Source organism: Candidatus Azobacteroides pseudotrichonymphae genomovar. CFP2, from assembly GCF_000010645.1.
In the GTDB taxonomy this organism is placed as follows: domain Bacteria; phylum Bacteroidota; class Bacteroidia; order Bacteroidales; family Azobacteroidaceae; genus Azobacteroides; species Azobacteroides pseudotrichonymphae.
Genome location: NC_011565.1, coordinates 824,841 through 847,069, shown reverse-complemented (window position 1 = coordinate 847,069; position 22,229 = coordinate 824,841). Strand labels below are relative to the sequence as shown.

Genomic DNA, 22,229 nt, shown 5'->3' with positions numbered 1-22,229 from the left:
TAGTAGACCAATTTGTGGATTAGCAAAAATGAAGAGAGAAAAATAGGACAGTATAATCTGAAGTAAGAATATTGAACTTTTCATTAAATCTGCATTAGAAAATTTTTTATTAGAATAAATAAAAATCCAAATGGCAAAAAAGAAAGTGCTATTAGTTATCCTTGATGGTTGGGGATGTGGTGATCATACTCAAAAGGATGTGATATACAGCACAACAACTCCCTATTGGGATTACTTGCTGGAAAATTACCCTAATTCTCAACTTCAAGCATCTGGCGAAGATGTAGGTTTACCTTCTGGACAAATGGGAAATTCGGAAGTAGGTCATCTAAATATCGGTGCCGGACGTATAGTTCATCAAGATTTGGTAAGAATTAATACTGCAATACAGAATAATTCCATATTAGAAAATCTTTCCATCCAGAAAGCATATTCGTATGCAAAAGAAAATAATAAGCAAGTCCACTTAATGGGTCTAGTTTCTAATGGTGGAGTTCATAGTAGCTTGAGACATTTATTCAAATTGATAGATATCAGCAAGTTTTATGATTTATATAAAGTTTTTGTGCATTGCTTTTTAGACGGAAGAGATACAGATCCCAAAAGTGGAATTGGATTTATTAAAAAATTAGAGGCTCATTTACGGCAGACTTCCGGACAGATTGCGTCTGTTATAGGACGTTATTATGCTATGGACAGAGATAAACGTTGGGAAAGAATAAGGGAAGCATATAATTTATTAGTGAGGGGAATAGGAACTCCTACCGAAAATTTAATAAAATCTATAGAACAATTCTATTTAGAAGGTATAACGGACGAATTTATGAAACCTCTTGTTTGTATAAAAAAAGGGAAGCCTGTTGCTATGATAGAAAAAGGGGATGTAGTTCTTTTCTTTAATTACCGGAATGATCGAGCCAAAGAACTAACCGTTGTCTTTAGTCAGCAGGATATGCCTGAGCAAGGGATGACAACTATCCCTGATCTTCAATACTTTACAATGACTCCTTATGATCCTACTTTTAAGAATATCCATATTCTTTTTGATAAGGAAAATTTAAATAATACTTTAGGTGAATTTCTTTCTAATTCTGGATTAAAACAACTTCGTATTGCAGAAACAGAAAAATACGCACATGTTACTTTCTTTTTCAATGGAGGTAGAGAAGTGCCGTATAAAAATGAAAAACGTATTCTGGTAGATTCTCCTAAGGTGGCTACTTACGATTTAAAGCCAGAAATGTCAGCTTACGAAATTAAGGATAGATTGATAGAATCTATTCAATCTCAACAATTTGATTTTATTGTGGTCAACTATGCCAATGGTGATATGGTTGGGCATACAGGTATTTATAAAGCTATTGAAAAAACTGTAATAGTTGTAGATGAATGCTTGAAAGACACTATTGAAACTGCTAAATCTAATGGGTACAATTCCATTGTAATTGCTGATCATGGAAATGCCGATTATGCTTTAAATAACGATGGGACTCCCAACACTGCTCATTCACTAAACCCAGTACCATTTATTTTTATATCCGAAAATAAAAATGCAATAGTGGAATCAGGCAAATTAGCTGATGTAGCTCCTTCTATTCTTCATATTTTGGGTCTAAAAAAACCTCAAGAGATGACAGGAAAAAATTTGGTAAAAACAGAATGACGATATATTCGAGGGTACTTCATATTATAAAAAAACATTTTGCACATAAATATTTTTGAATAGTTGAACAAAATGGAACTCACTGTAAATTGGTATAGTATTTCCTTTCTTATATGTAATTTTGCATATACATTTTTGACTAAAAAGGAATTACAAGTTCACGCTTATCCCTAACAAACTACTATCATTCTTATCTTAATTGCTCTTTCTACATTTTCTTTTAGGCATATTCCACTCTTTCGCCTGTTACATCAAAACACGCAAACGAAGATTAATATTTGAATCAGTTCCACTTTTTTTTACGGCAAATTATAACACACTTGTCCCAAATTTAGGGAATACACGTGCCACATGTTTACCTAAACATTCTAATTCTGTTGCCTTATCATATTAGTTTTACTTCATTATTCAATGCTCTTCCTATATTATTTTTAGAACCACCTTAATTGTGCATTAAGTTTTTCTTCCAATTTTTTTTGGATACAGTTCATTAAATTTTCTATTTGTTTGTCATCTAATGTTTTTTTCTGATCTTGCAAAATAAAACTTACAGCATATGACTTTTTTCCTTCAGGTAGATTCCCCCCTTCATATACATCAAATAACCTTATTTCTTTTAGAATTTTCTTATCTATTTGATAAGCGATTTTTTCAATCTCTGCAAAAAGAACATTTGTATCGAGTAATAATGACAAATCTCTTTTCACAAATGGAAATTTAGGTATATCAGTCTGCTTTATACGTATATCCTCAATCTCCCCTATCAACAAATCCCAGTTCAACTCAGCAAAATAAACTTCTGTATTGATAGAAAACTTTTTACAAATGCTTTTTTGCAAAATTCCTAAAATTCCTAATTGCTTACCTAATAATGTTTTAATAAATAAACCGGACGAAAAAATATCATTGTCACACAAAATGTAAACAATTTTTCTTGAGGGAATCCCCAAACGAAACAGAATATTTTCTGTGTATGATTTCAATTCGTAAATAGAAGATTTCTCCGTCGTGCATACCCAATTACCAACTATAGAATTACCTATGATCCATAAAGCTAAATGAAATTCTTCTTTAGTAGAAGTCAAACAATCGTTCCCATTTACTGGGAAATGGAAATAAACATTGCCAAATTCGTAGAATTTCAAATCTGAATTTTTATGATTGCAATTGTATTCAATAGATTCTAACCCTCCAAACAACAATGTTTGACGCATTATATCCAAATCGGAACTCAACGGATTATACAGTGGTATGCATTTTTTTTTTGAAAAAAAAGTTAAACTTTCATAGTAAGTACTGGAAGTAAGTGAATTATTTAAAATTTCATTGAAGCCACTACCTGCAAGTTGCTCTGATATAATATTCTGTAATTCGTATTTTCTATCGGTAGAAGTTTGGAAGGAAAGCGTAGATTTTATTTCTTCTTTCATTTCTACATTGTTGTATCCATAGATACGAAGAATCTCCTCAATAACATCTACATCACGCGTAACGTCCACACGATAGCTAGGAATACTTAATGACCATACATAGTTTTTTTTATTTAAAATGACTATCTCAAGACCATCAAAAATGGTTTCTATATCTTTTTCAGATATGTTTTTCCCTATTAGACTATTGGCCTTGCGAATATCTAGTTCTACTATTTTATTTGTAACCTTATTTGGATAAATATCTTGTATTTCTCCTACGATAATTCCACCTGCAATATCTTTAATTAACAGTGCAGCCCGCTTCAATGCATATAAAGTATTGTTAGAATCGGTACCACGCTCAAAACGAAACGAAGCATCTGTATTCAACCCATGAAAGCGAGCAGTTCTGCGAATGTAAGTTGGATTGAAAGAGGCCGATTCAAGAAATATATTTTTTGTAGACATCGTCACACCGGAATCCAATCCTCCAAGTACTCCACCAATACACATACCTATTTCTTCATTACAAATCATCAAGTCTTCACTAGAAAGTCGTCTTTCTATACCATCTAATGTCACAAAAGTCGTTCCTTTTGGCAATGTTTTAACAAAAATTTTATTGCCCTTTATCGCTTTCAAATCAAAAGCATGAATAGGTTGACCTGTTTCGTGCAAAATATAATTGGTAATATCTACTACATTATTGATAGAGCGTACTCCAATAGCCTTCAAACGTCTTTTTAACCAATTAGGACTTTCTTTTACTTGCACATTTTTAATAGTCACTCCCGTATAACGGGGACATGCCAAAATATCTTCAACTTTAACAGTAATTATTGGTGATTTATCTTCTATTTTGAAAGAATCAACATTAAAGCGATGAGCAACAGATGGGGAATGATGAAAGGATAAATAAGCAGCCAAATCACGGGCAACTCCATAATGAGAAGCTGCATCTATACGATTAGGGGTAATATTTATTTCTAAAACATAATCATTCTTCAATTGATAATATTCGCTTGCTGGAATACCAATTTTAATAGTCTCTGGAAGCACAACAATACCATTATGAGCTTCTCCAATACCTATTTCATCCTCGGCACAAATCATTCCATTAGATTCAATCCCTCTAATTTTTGATTTTTTGATTGTGAAAATTTTGCCTCCAGAATATAAAGTTGTACCCACAGGTGCTACTATCACCTTCTGGCCAATAGCTACATTAGATGCTCCACATACAATTTGTTGAGGTCTATCCATGCCTAAATCAACAGTTGTAATATATAAATGGTCGGAATTAGGATGATTTTCACATGTAAGTACTTGTCCGATAATCAATCCTTTTAATCCACCCTTGATGATTTCTACTTCTTTTATATTATTTGTTTCCAGACCAATAGAAGTCAAAATGTCGGCTAACTGATTAGGAGACAGGTCAAACGAAAGATACTCTTTTAACCAATTAAATGAAATATTCATTACGTTATTTTTATTTGCGACGGAACGTTTTATTCAATGATTTTTGAATAGTCATTGTTTTCATCATTTTCCGAATTTGCTCGAATTGCTTGAGTAGCTGATTTACTTCCGATATTTTTTTCCCACTGCCTTTTGCTATACGTGACTTTCGACTACTATTTAAGATAGACGGATTAGCCCTTTCGGTAGGTGTCATGGAATAAATAATTTCTTCAATCTTTTTGAAAGCATTGTCATCAACATCTATCTCTTTTACCATTTTACCCATGCCCGGAAGCATAGAAATCAAATCTCTTAAATTACCCATTTTTTTAATTTGCTGTATTTGGATAAGAAAATCATCAAAGTCGAACTGATTTTTAGCTATCCTTTTCTTCAAACGTCTGGCAAGTCCTTCATTATATTGTTCTTGAGCTTTCTCTACAAGAGAAACAATATCTCCCATGCCCAAGATTCGGTCAGCCATACGTTTGGGATGAAAAATATCAATTGATTCCATTTTTTCTCCTCTACTTACAAATTTGATGGGTTTATTAACAACTGCACGGATGGATAAAGCTGCTCCTCCCCTCGTATCTCCATCCAATTTAGTAAGAACAATTCCACTAAAATCCAAGCGATTATTAAACTCTTTTGCTGTATTTACAGCATCCTGTCCAGTCATAGAATCCACCACAAACAAGATTTCATCAGGATTGATAGCTTTTTTAATAGATGCAATCTCTTCCATCATCCGTTGGTCTACAGCCAAGCGTCCCGCTGTATCTATGATGACCACATCATTCTTATCTTGTTTTGCTTGTTTAATAGCACTTTGAGCAATTTGTATAGAGCTTTTATTGTTAAGCTCTGAATAAACAGTCACATCAATTTGTTTACCTAAAATCTTTAATTGGTCAATTGCAGCTGGACGATAAATATCGTCAGCAACTAAAAGAGGATTTTTATTCTTTTTATCCTTCAACATTTTGGCTAATTTGCTACAAAAAGTTGTTTTACCAGAACCCTGTAAACCGGAAATTAAAATAATTGACAGTTTATTGGATAAATTTAATTCGGAAGCATTACTTCCCATCAAATTGGATAATTCATCATGAACAATTTTAACCATCAATTCACCAGGTTTTATTGATCCAAGTACATTTTGTCCTAGTGCTTTTTCCTTGACAGTATTGGTAAATGATTTGGCTATTTTATAATTGACATCTGCGTCCAATAACGATTTGCGAATATCTTTGAGTGTTTCAGCAACATTGATTTCAGTAATTTTCCCTTCGCCCTTCAACAATTTTAAAGATCGTTCCAACTTATCGGTTAAATTTTCAAACATAATTTCTGATTTTATGAAAAACTACATGCAAAAATAAATGAATAAGAAACAATTAAACTTAATAACGGAGAAAATGAGATTTTGTAAAATCTCTAATAAACTTACGTCTATCCGTTTCTCAATATTGTTTTATTGTGAATAATTTTGCTTTTTCAAATTTCTTAATATTTGAGTGTGATTTCCCTTTTTATATGCTTCGTACAATAGCTTTAGTCTCTTCTCCATACACACCTAAAAATTTTCCCATTGTTTTCATAGATTCTATTTTTCATAGATTCTATATTGTTATACCTAACAAAAATACTATTCTCACACATGGTCAAAAAGTCAAAATTACACTGACGATACTCTTCCCATTTCTTGTGAGAGTAAAACAATTGAAACTTGTTTTGAACGAATTTTACGAACACTTTCTCCAAAAAAAATATCTTGATACCTTTTTTTAACATGTGATTCATCTACTAATATTACATAACCTAGCTCCTTTTACATCTGTTTTCAACAGATGGTGTGTCGCCGTATCATTCATGTTCATAAACATATTGTATACATAGGTGATTATTAAAAATAATGAAGTAAAACAAACATAATTAGGTAGAATTATATGGAAGCGAAAGGTATAAATTTTATCAGAGAAATTGAGTCTCATCACCTCTATCTAAAAAGATTTTATACCTACTCAAATCTCCCATTATTTCGGTCAAAATGTCACTCTTATTCTCTTAAATGTTTATTTATTTGGTTGGTTGATTATCTGATTATATTCCGCCTATTTTTTCTAAGAATAGGCTTAGAAGTTATCTCAAGAAGTTTGCTTTTTTGTTTTATACCTGAACATGCCAGTACTTTCAGATCAATTCATACCACATTAATATGATTACATTTCTACTTTTTGCAATTTATTCCAATACAAATCTCAAAGTAGGTCTCATTTTATTCTGTCAACATGTTTATTGGTTATGAAATAACCTCTTCCTATTATATTTTCAAAAAGTATCATCCAATTTTGGCTTTATTTTTCTATCCTTCTATCATTGTCAAGCCATGTTTGATAGAGTTTTTCCCATTTCTATTTTAACCAGTACGTCTTCGACATAAACAAGTGTATCGTTGCAATCTACACAGATCTTCCTATTTCTTTTTTTTCTTGAGGGATATCTCATCTAAAGCTAAACAACACTAGTTACAAAAATGCTTTAAAATCTTTTTTCAACTGAAACCAATTATCCAATGAGAAAAGATGATCTTCCATATTGGTCCTTCAATTCCAATATGGTTTGGTATCGAATAAACTTTTCTTTTAGGGGAAAATTGTATACATGCCTTTAATTTCCTAATTAAAGCAATTCTCCTACCAATTCCTTTATTGATAGAAGATGATATTTGTCTAAGTATGCATTGATTCCATCCACTATTTTTGTAGAAATCGTAGGATCAATAAAATTGTAAGTGCCTACCTGGATAGCACTGGCGCCCGCTAAAATAAATTCAATAGCGTCGTCTGAATTGGATATTCCCCCTAAACCAATAATAGGAATCTTCACAATCTTATAAGTTTGATAAACCATGCGTAAAGCAATCGGTTTAATACAAGGACCAGATAACCCTCCTGTAACCGTAGACAAGATTGGTTTCTTAATTTTAATATCAATTGCCATTCCTATTAAAGTATTGATTAAAGAAACAGCATCGGCTCCTGCTATCTCGACAGCTTTTGCAATTTCGGTGATATCGGTTACATTGGGAGATAGTTTAACAATCAATATTTTGTGATATACTTTTCTAACGGCATTAACAATCTCCGAAGCATTGGAACAATTAGTTCCAAAAGCCATTCCTCCTTGTTTCATATTAGGACAAGAGATATTTAATTCAATAGCAGGAATTTTGTCTAATTCATTAATTTTTTCTGCACAAGAAACACAATCTTCAATAGTTGAACCACTGATATTAACCATTATATTAGTCTCTATATTCTTAACTTTCGGATAAATATTTTTAATAAAATAGGTTACTCCTCTATTTTGCAAACCTACGGCATTTAACATCCCAGAAGATGTTTCAGCCATTCTTGGATAATCATTACCTTCTCTATGGTAAAGAGTTATTCCTTTTGTAAATATTCCACCAATTTTCGACAAATCCACAAAGTCTGAGTATTCTATTCCATAACCAAATGTTCCGGATGCTGCCAATACTGGATTTTTGAATTTTAACTTACCTATATTGATATTTAAATCTGCCATTTCAATTGATTTATATTAAATACCGGACCCTCTTGACATACACAAGTATTTCCTTTTTGTGTCTTTTCGATGCAACAAAGGCAAACTCCGATTCCACAAGCCATATGATTTTCAAGAGAAACTTCACAAAATATATCGTGTTGTTTAGCGTATCGAGCTACAGCCATCATCATTGGTTTAGGACCACAAGAATAGATAAAATCAGCGTATGCTCTAGACAATAAGGAATGATCGGTTACAACCCCTTTTTCTCCCAACTCTCCATTTTCAGTAGTAATGTATACCATTCCAACCTTTCGAAATTCAGATAACTGAGGTAGGCCGTTTTCTGTTTTCGCCCCCAACAAGAAGGTGAGTTTAAAACCTCGTTCTTTCAAATAGGAACCCAAATACAACAAAGGGGCAATACCCACTCCCCCACCAATCAAAAGTACCTCTTTACTTTTGATCAAATTGGAAGGAATAGTAAATCCATTTCCTAATGGATAAATTAAATTTAAATGTCCATTTGGCTGCATCTCAGATAGTCTACTGGTCCCTTTCCCTACGATTTGAATCAATAACCAAAGTTCATTGTTTTTCTTATCTATATAATGAATTGAAATAGGCCTGCGTAAAAATACATTTTCCGTATCTTTCACTCTGATTTGAGCAAATTGACCAGGTAAAATTTCTGGCAAAAGTCTCCCTGAAATTAATTTTAATAAAAAAAAATTATCGTTTAAGAGTATATTTTCTTGTATTCTCCAATCCGATATGTATCTATTCACAGATTCCCTCATGAATTCCAATATAACAAATATAATCCTTACTGTTAGCAAAATCAATTCAAAATGAAGACAATAAGGATAAAGTTTATTTTTCTGGCTTTAGTACTAAATAGGTTTTATTTTTGAAATAAACTCTTATTTCTTCAATAGATTCGAACATTGAAAACTCTCCTACAGAGGGGAATTTCTCTGATTTATTTACTATTGTCCTTTCTTTGATATTTTTCGATTCATTTATTTCAGGTAGTTTACTAAAATCTGTATTAGGCGGAGCTAGCTCTTTTATAGGGGCAAAAGTTGCTTTTTCCCTTTTATACATAGGAAGATTACCTAATATTAGCCATTCTAAACTAATAGCCTTGTATTTTTCAACAATTTTTAATAAGATGTCATATCGTGGTTTATTCCTTCCTGTTAAAATATGATTTAATCCTCCAGGAGTAATTCCTATTTCATTAGCAAATGATTGAGGACTAATGTTTTCTTTTCCCATTAGTATTTTAATTCTATTTCCTATTTCATCGTTCATAATAATAGTACACTGTATTAAAAATACAAATGTATCCAATCCATTTCTATAATATAAATAGAAAAACAATATCAGAATAAAAATAATTACACAAAATCATTTGTAAATAAACTTGTAATATTATTTTAATAGATATGCAATAATCTATTGATTTTCAATAGGATTTGACTATAAACCTAGATATTTTTGTTTAATTTGTATTTGCAAATACAAATTAAACAAAAATGTTCCTATTAATAGTTCAACTATTGACATATAAAATACTAGAAATTAATATTTTATATCAATGCTTATACTTTTGTATATACCAATTAATTGTAATTTACTATTGTTTTTTTTATTATTTTTGTTTTTACTCATTATTAAATAATACAAATATTTTACAACAGACTTTTATATATTTGTATATATTATTATTTGTAGTAACTTTTTGCTTGTCTCACTTATATAAATATAAGTAGCCAATTAAACTGTCGCTTTTTGTATTAAAAGAGGAAAGTCCGGACAACGTAGAGTACCTTACTATCTAACGGATAGCTGTTTGTAAAAACAGAGTCAAGTAGAAGAAAACAACCGCCTTTTAAAATTTTTTAAGGTAAGGGTGAGAAGGTGAGGTAAGAGCTTACCAGTCTTTACAGAAATGTAAAAAGCTGTACTACTTAGGGGTTGCAAGGTCATGTATACCGACGAATAATAGGATTACTCGTCCGATGTCGGGGGGTAGACTGCTTGAATTTAATGGATACATTAAATCTAGATAAATGACAGTTGCCTGAATGAATCTATGATTCAGGAACAGAATCCGGCTTATAGATTGGCTACTTATAATCATGAACACAAATTCATCATAATTAATATATATGTAACACATCTACATAATCTGCTCCAGAGATTTAACTCTATCTGGTTAACTCTATCTGGATAAAATAGAATAAAGCTTGAAGAAAGAACTGACTATTGTTCCAATAGAAGCAAATTTGGAACTAAGTATACAAAAGGAAATGCGTGAAAAAGAGTGCGTGGGTATTTTTTTGTAAAAGATTCAATATGTAAAATATTGCATAAACTTCCTTTTTGAAAAAGATTTTAGAAGAACAAAAAAAATTGTTCACGATTTTATTCTTCTCTTGCACAGAAAAGAATGCAAAAAAAATTAAAATTTTTGGCAAAAAAGGAAAAACAAAAAAGGCTTCCGATAAGAGGCAAATCCCTATTTGAATATCCCAAAGACTATTTTTCATTGTTGCTAAATATTAGCAACTCTCGTAACAACAAGCCTTTCTACCCGTAAAGACGGTGGATAATAATTGCGGAGAAAAGCAAGGATTGTAACACGCCTATTCTAGGCTTATTCTCGTAATATACATATGTGTTGTACATATATTATGAAAGAACTTCCGGGTGGAAGATGGGACTCGAACCCACGACCATCAGAACCACAATCTGACACTCTAACCAACTGAGCTACGACCACCATATAGTGCAAAGGTAATTTTTTTTATTTGTATTTCTAATAAATTTTCTTTGAATCGAATTCAAAGGACAACGGTTTTTATCTTTTCCTATCCTAAAGAGATTCGATGAATATCAATCTTTTTCTTTTTGAAAAAAATATTCGCCATACTTGCAAATTTATTTTCCGATTCCGTAGTATAAAAACATTCCACACTATTCTTAGAACAACACATGTCAATTTCTGGATGACGACGAAGATAATCCGCCAACCCTTCAGCAACATATTTTCCCTGTGATAAAATGGAAACTGATTTCGGCAAATATTGCTTGATTTTAGTCTCTAACAACGGGTAATGAGTACATCCCAAAACAAGTGTATCAATCAGCGGATCTTTATTTAAGATAGAATTTATATGTTGTTTGACAAAATAATCCGCACCAGGCCGGTCGTATTCACCATTTTCTACCAAAGAGACCCACATAGGACAAGCTTCTCCTGTTACAACAATATCCGGAAATAATCTTTTCATTTCTATAGAATAAGAACCAGAAAGAATTGTCCCTTGTGTTCCTAATACACCAATATGACGAGTTTGAGTCAATCGTCCTACTGCTTCTACTGTGGGACGAATTACCCCTAGTAGTCTTTTTTGAGGAGCAATACTGGGCAAATCATTCTGTTGAATAGTCCGCAATGCTTTTGCTGACGACGTATTACAAGCCAAGATAACCAAATGACACCCTTTTTCAAAAAGTTTTCTTACGGATTGCAACGTAAACTCATAGACAATCTCAAACGAACGAGTACCATAAGGAGCACGTGCATTATCGCCTAAATACAAAAAATCATATCTAGGCAAACGATAACGTATCTTTTCTAAAATAGTAAAACCACCATACCCAGAATCAAATATTCCAATGGATCCTTTCACTTTCATTTAAAAATTCCGAAATCAACAAATGTGAATTTATTTTAATCCTAACTTTCGTTTTACAAAAGGAGTAACATTGATAGCAGAAGAACTGGTATATAAAAGTTCTGTCCCTTCAAATATATAGACAAAATCGTTCTCTTCACCAACTACTCTTATGGCTTCCTTCACCTTCCACTGAATGGGGGCAAATAGTTTTTCATACATTTGTTGCAATTGCTTTTGAGATTGTTCTTGAAAAGCCACTGCTCTTTCTTCAATATTTTTGATTTCCTGCATTCTTCTCATTTTAATGCTCTCCACAAGACTATCTGCATCGCTGATAAAAGCCTTATACTTTTTTTCGTACTCCTCCTTTAGAATGTTCATTTCATTTTGTAATTCAGTTTGGATTTTCTTTATAGAATCCTGCATTTGAATATATTCAGGCATGATTTTAATTATTTCAGAATAATTGAGATAAGCAACCTTTTCCTGTGCAGATACTCCTATGATAATAAACAACAAAAGGATAGATGTCACAACAATCCTTTTCCACTTTATTCTATTATCCAAAAGAATAAAAAACCATTTGAATACATTCGATTTACAGATTGTTCTCATAACTTTCCTCTTGATGAAACTTTTATGTCTTCTATAATTGGACTGAAAAATTTTTTTTTAATATCCTTCTTCAAATTAGGGTTAAGACATTTGTCTACCGAATAAATATCAATTAGAATTATACTAAAAAACTCAGGTTAAAATTTTGACTACAAAACACAGTTAACCTAGTATAAAACTTTATCCCGAGTATGACTTTTTAGCATTTTTTCTCAGTTAAAAATACTTACCCATGAAAATTTATTGGTTTCTTGTTTTTACCTTCTGAAATAAGGTTCCTATTCCTTCATACTCTTCCATTTATTTCAGACAGATTGATTTAAGAACTAATACCTACGTTTACTCCGAAACATATAAGATATATATTGTATATACCACACCTATTCCAATTCCTGCATACAAAGATACATAAATTCCATCGGAAGAAACATGTCTGTAACAGCATGATTATTCTAATATAGAATGACATCCTTTTCATTTTTTTGATGGTTTCAAAAACTATTGTTTCTATTTTGAACCCAAATCAATTTGAACCCAAATCAAAATGTTTTATTTAAATCATTGATTCTATTCACATCACATCTTTTTTTCAAAAAACAATTATCTCAAAGTGTTCACATAGGTTTGTAAAAAACTTTCTCACTTACAAATAAAAAAAACATTTTTCTAAAATTCTTTTCCAAAAATAAAATGAATATGAAAGCCGCTTGATTTATTTTCATCAATACCAAACGGCTCATCAAAACCATAGGCCCAATCAAGTCCCATTAGTCCAATCATTGGTAAAAGGATACGGATGCCTACACCAGTTGACCGCTTCAAACCAAAAGAATATTTCTCATCCTCCATAATACCTCCTGCTTCCATAAATATTAAACTATAAACAGTGAATGCCTGCTCAAGCACAAATGGATAACGCAATTCCAAGGTTAACTTTGTATAGGCATTAGCTCCATGTTCTTTCTCATCAGGAGGAAGATATCCTCGTAACCCAATTTTTTCGTTAAAATCATAATCTTTAGTAATCGTATTGCTACCTATACAAAAGGTTCCAAAAAGCGTACTATTTTTATTATAACTTCCTACAAAACCATATTCCACACCACTCATCAAAACAGGTTTGTACCTTACCTTTTCTCTATTGAATAACGGAATAAATATACTCCCCTTGAATTTCCATTTATAATATTCTATCCATTTATCATGTACTTCGGGTGATTTGCTACCAACAATGTCCCACAACGAATAAGGAGGAGTTGCATTAAGAGACAAAGAAAAAATGGATCCATAGCGTGGATATGCCAGGTTATCTGTAGAATTACGACTCAAAGTAAATCCAAAAGTCAGATTATGCGCCCTTTGAATATTTCCATAAGGAAAATCCTGCCAATTTTCCGGCCAATAGCATTGGTAAGAAAGGTCTGATGTAAAAGTAGAATAATTGTCTAACCAACTCAACAGTTTACTATAACTTGCGGAAAGATTACATATACTTAAAGATGCATTTTGCCTTTTTGTTTTTTCGTAACCAATATTAAACAAAAACCTATTCGGACGTTTAGCACCCATCCATGGTTCTAAAAACGAAATTTTATACAGTTTAGAATGGATTCCAGTCTGAACATCTAAAGCCAGTATTTGTCCATCTCCTTGCGGAATAATTCCATTGTATTCCTTTGGATGTATCAAATTCTTAACAGAAAAATTAGAAAACTTCAAATTCAAACGACCTATAATTCCATTGTTTCCTCCCCATCCCGTCGAAAATTCAATTTGGTCATTTACTTTGGATGTTAGATTATAATTAATATCTACCATACCAGTTTCAGAATCAAAAATAGGTTGAACATCAATTAATTCCTGCTCAAAATACCCCATTTGAGCAATTTTCTGTGTCGAATACATTATTGCTTCTTTACTAAACAATTGCCCGGGCTTAGTAGCTAATTCCCTACGAATAATATCTTCATAAACTCCAACATTTCCATTAATAGAAACACGATTAATAGTTGCTTGAATACCTTCTAAAACGCAAACTTCTACATCAACCGAATCATTTTCAACACATACCTCTATGGGATTCATAGAAGAAAAAATGTATCCATTATTATGATATAAATTAGATACAGCATCTCTATCAGTTAAAAGCCGTGAATTGAGTTTTTTCAGATCATAAACATCGCCCAATCTTATATTTAAGATATGACTCAAATTTTCAGAAGAATACAACGTATTTCCTACCCAATTAATATTGCGAAAATAATATTTACTGCCTTCATTTATTGTCAAATAGATGTCTATCTGATCTTCTTTAAGAAGAACTATACTATCACTAACAATACGAGCATCTCTATACCCTTTTTCATTATATCTAAGAATTATATCTTCGACATCTTTATCATACCTCTCTTTAATAAATTTCTTAGTACTAAACAATTTTCGTAAGCTCAATCTGAGTCTTTCCCTTAAAGAAAACCTTTCATTAGTATTTTTCATTATTACCTTCAAAGCATAATCTGAAAGTACATTGTTCCCAACAATATGGATATATCTAACTTTGACCTTAAGGTTTCTATTCACCATAATATTTATTATTTTCTTACCTGCGTCAGCAATGTCATTCTTTTGTTGAATTTTCACTTCGGTATTACTAAAACCTTTTTTAATAAAAAAATCTTTTACTCGCTTCTCAATACAACCGATTAAATCGGGTGTCAATTGTAAACCACGTACTATCCCTATCTTATCCTCTAATTCCTCTTGCTCACTCTTCTCAACCCCCATAAAATTAATGCCAGACACAATCGGATTAGGGTGCAAAACAATTTCAAGCCACACACTATCTGCCGTTTGCTTAGTTGTTAAAATCTCTCCATACGAATACAATTTCTGTTTCAAAAATGTTTTAAGTGCAAAAGTAATTTCGTCTCCCGGTATACTTACCTTATCCCCTATTGAAAGTCCACACATGTTTGTCAATACATAATCCTCATAACCACAATTTTCTACTCCCTTAATCTTTATTTCTGCAATAATATATTTACGATCATTGTTATTTAACCTATAAATGACAAGCGGGGTTTCATCCATCCCTTGTGCTGCTGATAAGCAAACAAAATGGAAAAACAGGATAAATAACAATATTATTTTCTTCATCAAAAAATTTCTATTAATGCTTCGTAATCCCATATCGTAGAGCAAAATTGTACATTACTCATAATATAATACGTATGGAAAAAATCATATCTATCCGTCACCAGTACATAAAATTGTTTAATGGAATGGAATCTATATATTTGTCTTTCAATGTTGTTAAAACAATTGGATTTTTTCTATTCCTACTCTAACTGTAGACCTCCCATATAAATAGGATTGACGTATACGTATAAATATACTAAAAGGATTTGTCTTATGATTGTTCCTTTTACTCTTCAACTATAACAACGCAGCTTATTAGCGACTAGTTAATTTGAAATTACTTTTTTTACAAGTGATAAGTTATAATCAATAATAAATAATAAGTGTACTGTAATAATCTCTTAAATAATCAGAATCAAAAAAAAATCGGAAATATAGAACCCTAAGTAACTAAAAATTACCCCTATTTCGGCAGGGGGGCGGGGCCCCTAAAAAGAAAAAATTGATCGATGTTAGTTCTCCCATTATGTGTGCCTGTACGCTGTACTAGAATAGGATTGTATTTGATACAAAATAAGGCCCGTAAACAAAACGTTTTATAACGAAGATTTTTTCTGCCAAGTGGAGGAAAAATACAAAAAAAACATCTAAAACACGTAGTATACATAATGCCAGCGTTCATAGTAACCGCTTAAATTTATCTTCCACCTTTTCTATATTCCCCTTTCATGATTAGAACAACCGAAATCAGATAACCGTGTTCTCTATTCTTTAATACAGCTTTCCGTCAAATTTCTCCAGTTCATCTCTAAAGAAATTAAACATATGCTTCTCAAAGCAGTTTGAATACTATCCAGTTTTCATCACTTTCTGCTAGCTGTTCTCGTCTCCTACATAGAAGGGATAATTACCCATCTGTTCTAGGTGATATACGGGAGTAATAATGATCCTATTGCTTGCTTGCTCCTTTGGGGATTATGGGTCCTTTCTTTCTAGTATTCCAGTTTATATGTGAAAAGAGCTGTACAGTGATTTACAGTCCAATTCTTTTTGGGCTGATTCTATTACGTGAAAAAAGACATAGAGATAAACATAGATTGAGTAGCTTACATCGTAATATAGAATTCAGACGCGAAAAAGGATATAACAAGAAAGTCAAGTCTGACACATCTCTTGTAGATATAAAATGACCTCACTGATGTATATGGATGAGAATGTCCGGACACATAGGATCAATAAACGCTATAACCGTGTGGTCTACCGAATATAGAAGAACACGGCATATGTATTTTTTTTACTTTCGGACATTAATCCAATTTCTCTGTTTCGTCATCATTCTTTTCTACTTCCATTCCAATATTGACTGATCAGGATATATTTGTCTGCCACGGCTACGGAAGGACTAAGGATTTTTTTACATCTTTGTTTTTCTCAAAAATCTGAATAGGTTTGAATAATTACTAACGTTAATGCCCCTTTGCATACCACCTCCTTTTTAGCACTGAAGTTTCAATTTTATCATCAATTGCAGTTGAGAAGTTTTAAAAAGGTCGTCAAAAATGGGACAGATACCTCAAATTTTGTTTCCACCGTATCAGAAAATTGTTTTAAAAAAAAATCACTCAATTTTCTTTTTTTTTACCTTTGTTTTTGCTTACAAGCATTATTATCAAATAATTCCAGAAATCTGTTTCAAAAATTCCGATATCGTTGACCTTTTACAAAATTTTAGATACAACTCCTGATGACATTGTCTTCGATAGGTGTTGCTTTGCATGTTTTGTATAGTATTGTTTGGTGTTAGTATACTCATATTTCGACAAGGAATTGCTTAATATAGAATTAAAACTATTCTACAGTATATCCTTCTTCAACTAATAAGCATTTTATGACTTCTTTACATCCTTGATCACTTCTTCTAAACAAAATCCCTATTAGAAGTCCTTTCAGCACATTTTAAAATTTAGTTTTATTTTGTGTGTTTTGCATTTTTAATACCCAGTCTTGTATGCAAGAAAACTCGTTCTCGGTTGGAATTTCATTTTAAACATCTCTTTTATATCTCAATTCTTTGAGATTTGTACATTCACTCCTAATACATTAAATTTGGTTCTGTTGATTTTTACATTGACCAACTTTGATCACAAAGTTATCACTCTTTTAAAATCAGTTAAATATTCTTTGGGAACAGTTTCTCTTATTATTGTCTCATCTTGCATGTTATGTCATAAATAAAATTATTGCCTTTAATCAAATTTTTATACAAATTCATTGCAATTTATTCTGCTCATTCTAAATCTTATATTTTGTAATTTATTTTATAATCTATGTTCCTTTAAACCTAGTTTAAGTACGTATAATCTATATTATTCAATGGTTTTACTTCCTATACTTGTCATTGCTTCCACTCCTTATTGTCCCCGAGTTTATTATACGCAGTTGTAAAGTACAATATTGTAACTACCAATTCCATACTAATTCGTTACCAAGGATTGTATATCATCCCAATAATTGTTTTTTGTTCAGAACAGAAGTTTTTTATTAATTCTAAATCCTTACCAGTTTTTAAGTCTAAAAAAAAAGTATTGATTTAATATAATTGATCGAATTAATAGCATTACTTTTATGATCTTCATGGAATCTGAGCTCACATTTCTATTTTTTTATTAAACTTATACTTTGTAATCTTACTACTGTTTTTATGCGATTGAGATAATTCAGTGATTTTTAAAATTTGTTGTGGGCGTGGTTAATCTTAACATTCGTATGATACAGTGCAGAAAAGTTTAGCAATTTTACAATCGTCTCAACTTTTGTAAAGCATATTACTCTGGATATGAACTATGTTCAAGGCAAACGAAGTAAAACGAGGCGCCGTAATATCTTATATTTGGACTAAGAGCAGCAATAGACGATACATTGTGGTTTTTTATATTTATTGTATAGTTAGGGATTTGTCATGATTGTCGATATGTCTGATTTCAAACTCAGAGGCATACGACTCTTTACAGAGAACTTAACAATTGTACGAATTCCCTTTTTTTATTTATCATAATTCAGTTAAAATAAAATTAATTTTACACGCTAAACAATGCTATTTGAGCTTCTCAAGCATACTAGATTGAATTTAATTCAACAAGTTCCAATACTAAGAACAAAAATATTTAATCCTTTCAATTTATCATTCGATTATTTTACAGCATCCATGTGAGATGCAATCGGAGCCAATCATAAAAATTACTTCATGTTTTAATTCTCTGTAGTAAAAAAGTTTTAGCCATTTCAGAAATGCAAAAAAAAATTCCAGAAATAAACTACTCCCATTCAATAGTTGAAGGTGGTTTGGAGCTGATATCATAAACTACTCGATTTACTCCTTTTACTTTATTAATTATTTCATTGGATATTTTTGCCAAAAAATCATAAGGTAAACGTGCCCAATCAGCAGTCATTGCATCCGTTGAAGTAACTGCTCTCAGAACAACAGCATTTTCATAGGTCCTTTCATCTCCCATTACTCCAACTGACTTTATGGGTAGTAATACGACTCCTGCTTGCCAAACATAACTATATAGATTCCACTCATAAAGTCTAGAAACAAAAATATTATCAGCTTCTTGTAAGATTCGTACTTTCTCTGGTGTAATTTCTCCTAAAATACGAATCCCTAACCCTGGACCAGGGAAAGGATGTCGCATTATCAAATGTTCTTCCATTCCCAATTCACGACCGACATAGCGTACCTCATCCTTAAATAAAAGGCGAAGTGGTTCAACTAATTTAAGATTCATTTTTTCAGGTAGTCCTCCCACATTATGATGAGACTTAATAGTTGTTCCCGTAATAGAAAGCGATTCTATAATGTCAGGATAAATTGTACCTTGAGCTAACCATTGAATATCTTTTAGTTTTTTTGCCTCCTGTTCGAAAATATATATAAATCCCTTCCCTATAATTTTCCGTTTTTTTTCTGGCCCTTTTACACCAGCAAGTTCTCTGTAAAAATAGTCTTTAGCGTCAATTCCTACTATATTTAATCCTAAATGTTCGTAACCTTTTAAAACTTTATCAAATTCATTTTTTCTCAAAAGTCCATTGTCTATAAAAATGCAAGTAAGATTGTTTCCAATAGCTTTGTTTATTAAAACTGCACTTACTGATGAATCTACCCCTCCCGAAAGAGCTAAAATTACTTTGTCGTTACCCAAATGTGCTTGTAACTGATGTATAGTAGAATTAATAAAATTTGTTGATGTCCAGTCTCTTTTTGCATTGCAAATAGTGAGGAAATTATCCAAGATTCTCATTCCTATTTCAGTATGAGAAACTTCAGGATGAAATTGAACTCCCCATGTTTTCTCTCCTTCAATATGATAAGCAGCACACTGTACATTTTCTGTACTTGCAATAACTGTAAAATGCTTTGGCATATATGTTATCGTATCTCCATGTGACATCCAAACTTGTGAGTAATCCGCAATATTCTTCATCAAGGGATCTACCTTCTTTATTGATGTCAACATGGCACGACCATATTCGCGAGTATCTCCTTTGTCTACTTTCCCGCCAGAAACATGCACTAAATATTGTGCTCCATAACAAATACCCAATAACGGATATTTCCCTCTAATAAAAGATAAATCAGTTTTGAATGCTTTCATATCCTTTACAGAAAAAGGACTCCCTGATAAAATCACTCCAATTACAAGATTATCTTTGGGATAGAATTTGTTATATGGTATTATTTCACAATAGACATTTAATTCTCGTAATCGGCGACCTATTAATTGGGTAGTCTGCGATCCAAAATCAAGAATAACGATTTTTTCCATTCCACTTGTGAACTATTTAGGTTGTATAGGCAATTTTCAATTGAATTTTGATTCAATTGCCATTCTGTATTTTTCAATTTCTTCTACCTTATAGAATTTTTTATTTTTTTTATCTTTATAAAAAATCCGTTACGCGACTGTAGATAGGATAAAGTCTTTAAATAAGTTTTCAGTTAACGAACAACTTCTGATACGTAAATTTTTCTCTACATTATTGTTTTTTTTTACAAAAATCCTTTCAACTAGGAATCACTCCCTTATTACTTACTGTTCAGTTTTCAACAAAGGTTAAGAAGACTTCTATCAATAAAAACATCTATAAAAATAAATATCTATGTGAATTTTGAGAATACGATTATGCAATCATAGAAAATCCCTAATAAACTCAAGGAGGAATTTTTTGTTTTTATTTCCATTTTAATATTGGTCTTTAAACGTTTGACTAAGAAAAATAGTCAATTCAGTGAAACTCCAATAATTTTTTCATGCGCAATACTGCCTCTAAAGTATCTTCTTTATTACCAAAAGCAGTGAAACGAAAAAAACCTTTGCCTGCTTGTCCGAATCCATCTCCTGGTGTTCCTATTACTTGTATCTTATTAAGTAATAAATCAAAAAACTCCCACGAAGTCAGATTATTTGGCGTTTTTACCCAGATATAAGGAGCATTTATTCCACCATAAGTAGTTACACCCAATGATTCCAAGCCTTCTTTAATAGTTAAAGCATTTCCCCTATAATAATCTATTGCTTTACGAATTTGTTTTTGACCCTCTATAGAATAAACAGCTTCTGCCCCACGTTGAACAATATAAGCTGTACCATTGAATTTAGTAGATTGTCTACGCCTCCACATAGCATTCAGAGAAAGCATTTTTCCTTTAGATGTTTGAATAATTAATTCTTTTGGAACGATAGTATAGCCCGCACGCAGCCCTGTAAACCCAGCCGTTTTGGAAAAGCTACGAAACTCTATAGCTACTTTCTTTGCATCAGATATTTCATAAATACTATGTGGAACATCTTGCTGAGAAATATAAGCCTCGTATGCAGCATCAAAAAGGATCAAAGACTTATTTGTCAAAGCATAATCTACCCAATTTTTTAATTGGGCTGCATTCAAAGCTATTCCTGTAGGATTATTTGGATAACATAGATAAATTACATCTGCTGTTTTTCTGGGGAAATTAGGAACAAAATAATTCTCAGGTGTACATGGGAGTAATTCTATTGTTCTACCTGCCATCCTATTAGTATCCACATACACTGGATAAGCCGGATCGGTAATTGCAATATGATTGTCTTGTCCCAAAATGTCTCCAATATTCCCTGTATCGCTCTTTGCTCCGTCATTAACAAATATTTCATCAGCTTCAATAGAAATACCTTTATCCGTAAAGTCGTTTTTCAGAATAGCTTGAATAAGGAAATCATATCCTTCGTAGGGAGCATATCCTCGTAAAGTTTTTGTACATGCCATTTCATTGGTCGCCTTATGAATAGCTTCAACTACAGCTGGAGCTATTGCTTGAGTTACATCTCCTATCCCCAAACTAATAACTTCCCTATTCTTATTATTTTGCTTGTATTCATTCACCCTCTCTGCTATTTCAGCAAATAAATAACTGTTGCTGATTTCAATATAGTGTTCATTTATTCGTACCATATAAAAACTCGTTTTTTATTATTATGATTAGAAATATACAAATTTCAGAGTTCTACAAAAAGAGAACAGTTCAATCATTCCTTTTTAAAGCCGAACGCTATATTCTTGGAAAGAATAGTTATACTTTTCGCACTAAATGTACTCGCAAATCCCAAGCAAAATGTTTATCAA

11 protein-coding genes, 1 tRNA gene and 1 other RNA gene are annotated in these 22,229 nt (G+C 31.8%); 2 read left to right on the top strand and 11 right to left on the bottom strand.

Features of this window, described 5'->3' with window-relative positions:
• The first annotated feature begins 130 nt into the window (after positions 1-130).
• Complete coding sequence (gene gpmI, locus CFPG_RS03370; protein WP_012573604.1) at positions 131-1,663, top strand: 2,3-bisphosphoglycerate-independent phosphoglycerate mutase; 1,533 nt, start codon at positions 131-133, stop codon at positions 1,661-1,663.
• Between the two features lie 431 nt (positions 1,664-2,094).
• On the opposite strand, the gene pheT is transcribed toward gpmI, so the two are convergent.
• From pheT to CFPG_RS03340, 5 genes are all read right to left on the bottom strand, one after another.
• Positions 2,095-4,557 carry a phenylalanine--tRNA ligase subunit beta gene (gene pheT / locus CFPG_RS03365; protein ID WP_012573603.1) on the bottom strand — a complete coding sequence of 821 codons (2,463 nt, stop codon included), beginning with the start codon at positions 4,555-4,557 and terminating at the stop codon, positions 2,095-2,097.
• Between the two features lie 10 nt (positions 4,558-4,567).
• Positions 4,568-5,887, bottom strand: coding sequence for a signal recognition particle protein (gene ffh / locus CFPG_RS03360; protein WP_012573602.1), 1,320 nt, complete (start codon positions 5,885-5,887; stop codon positions 4,568-4,570).
• 1,337 nt (positions 5,888-7,224) lie between these two features.
• Positions 7,225-8,133 carry a dihydroorotate dehydrogenase gene (locus CFPG_RS03350; protein ID WP_012573601.1) on the bottom strand — a complete coding sequence of 303 codons (909 nt, stop codon included), beginning with the start codon at positions 8,131-8,133 and terminating at the stop codon, positions 7,225-7,227.
• A complete protein-coding gene (locus CFPG_RS03345) occupies positions 8,121-8,903 on the bottom strand; it encodes a dihydroorotate dehydrogenase electron transfer subunit (RefSeq protein ID WP_012573600.1) in 783 nt (260 codons plus the stop codon). The genes CFPG_RS03350 and CFPG_RS03345 overlap by 13 nt, the downstream gene beginning before the upstream one ends.
• 85 nt (positions 8,904-8,988) lie before the next feature.
• Complete coding sequence (locus tag CFPG_RS03340) at positions 8,989-9,432, bottom strand: helix-turn-helix transcriptional regulator (protein WP_012573599.1); 444 nt, start codon at positions 9,430-9,432, stop codon at positions 8,989-8,991.
• A gap of 457 nt (positions 9,433-9,889) precedes the next feature.
• On the opposite strand from CFPG_RS03340, the gene rnpB reads away from it, so the two are divergent.
• An RNA gene (rnpB, locus tag CFPG_RS05205) (RNase P RNA component class A) lies at positions 9,890-10,258 on the top strand.
• 573 nt (positions 10,259-10,831) lie between these two features.
• On the opposite strand, the gene CFPG_RS03335 is transcribed toward rnpB, so the two are convergent.
• The 6 genes from CFPG_RS03335 to CFPG_RS03310 form a co-directional block, all read right to left on the bottom strand.
• Positions 10,832-10,907, bottom strand: a tRNA-His gene (locus CFPG_RS03335).
• Between the two features lie 87 nt (positions 10,908-10,994).
• A complete protein-coding gene (gene murI, locus CFPG_RS03330; protein WP_012573598.1) occupies positions 10,995-11,825 on the bottom strand; it encodes a glutamate racemase in 831 nt (276 codons plus the stop codon).
• 30 nt (positions 11,826-11,855) lie between these two features.
• Positions 11,856-12,422 (bottom strand): OmpH family outer membrane protein, encoded by a 567-nt coding sequence (locus tag CFPG_RS03325; RefSeq protein WP_012573597.1) that lies wholly within the window; start codon positions 12,420-12,422, stop codon positions 11,856-11,858.
• Between the two features lie 666 nt (positions 12,423-13,088).
• Complete coding sequence (locus CFPG_RS03320) at positions 13,089-15,578, bottom strand: BamA/OMP85 family outer membrane protein (protein WP_050720676.1); 2,490 nt, start codon at positions 15,576-15,578, stop codon at positions 13,089-13,091.
• A gap of 3,296 nt (positions 15,579-18,874) precedes the next feature.
• A complete protein-coding gene (gene guaA / locus CFPG_RS03315; protein WP_012573595.1) occupies positions 18,875-20,392 on the bottom strand; it encodes a glutamine-hydrolyzing GMP synthase in 1,518 nt (505 codons plus the stop codon).
• Between the two features lie 460 nt (positions 20,393-20,852).
• Positions 20,853-22,058, bottom strand: a complete 1,206-nt coding sequence (locus CFPG_RS03310; protein WP_012573594.1) for an LL-diaminopimelate aminotransferase — start codon at positions 22,056-22,058, stop codon at positions 20,853-20,855.
• Between the last annotated feature and the right edge of the window lie 171 nt (positions 22,059-22,229).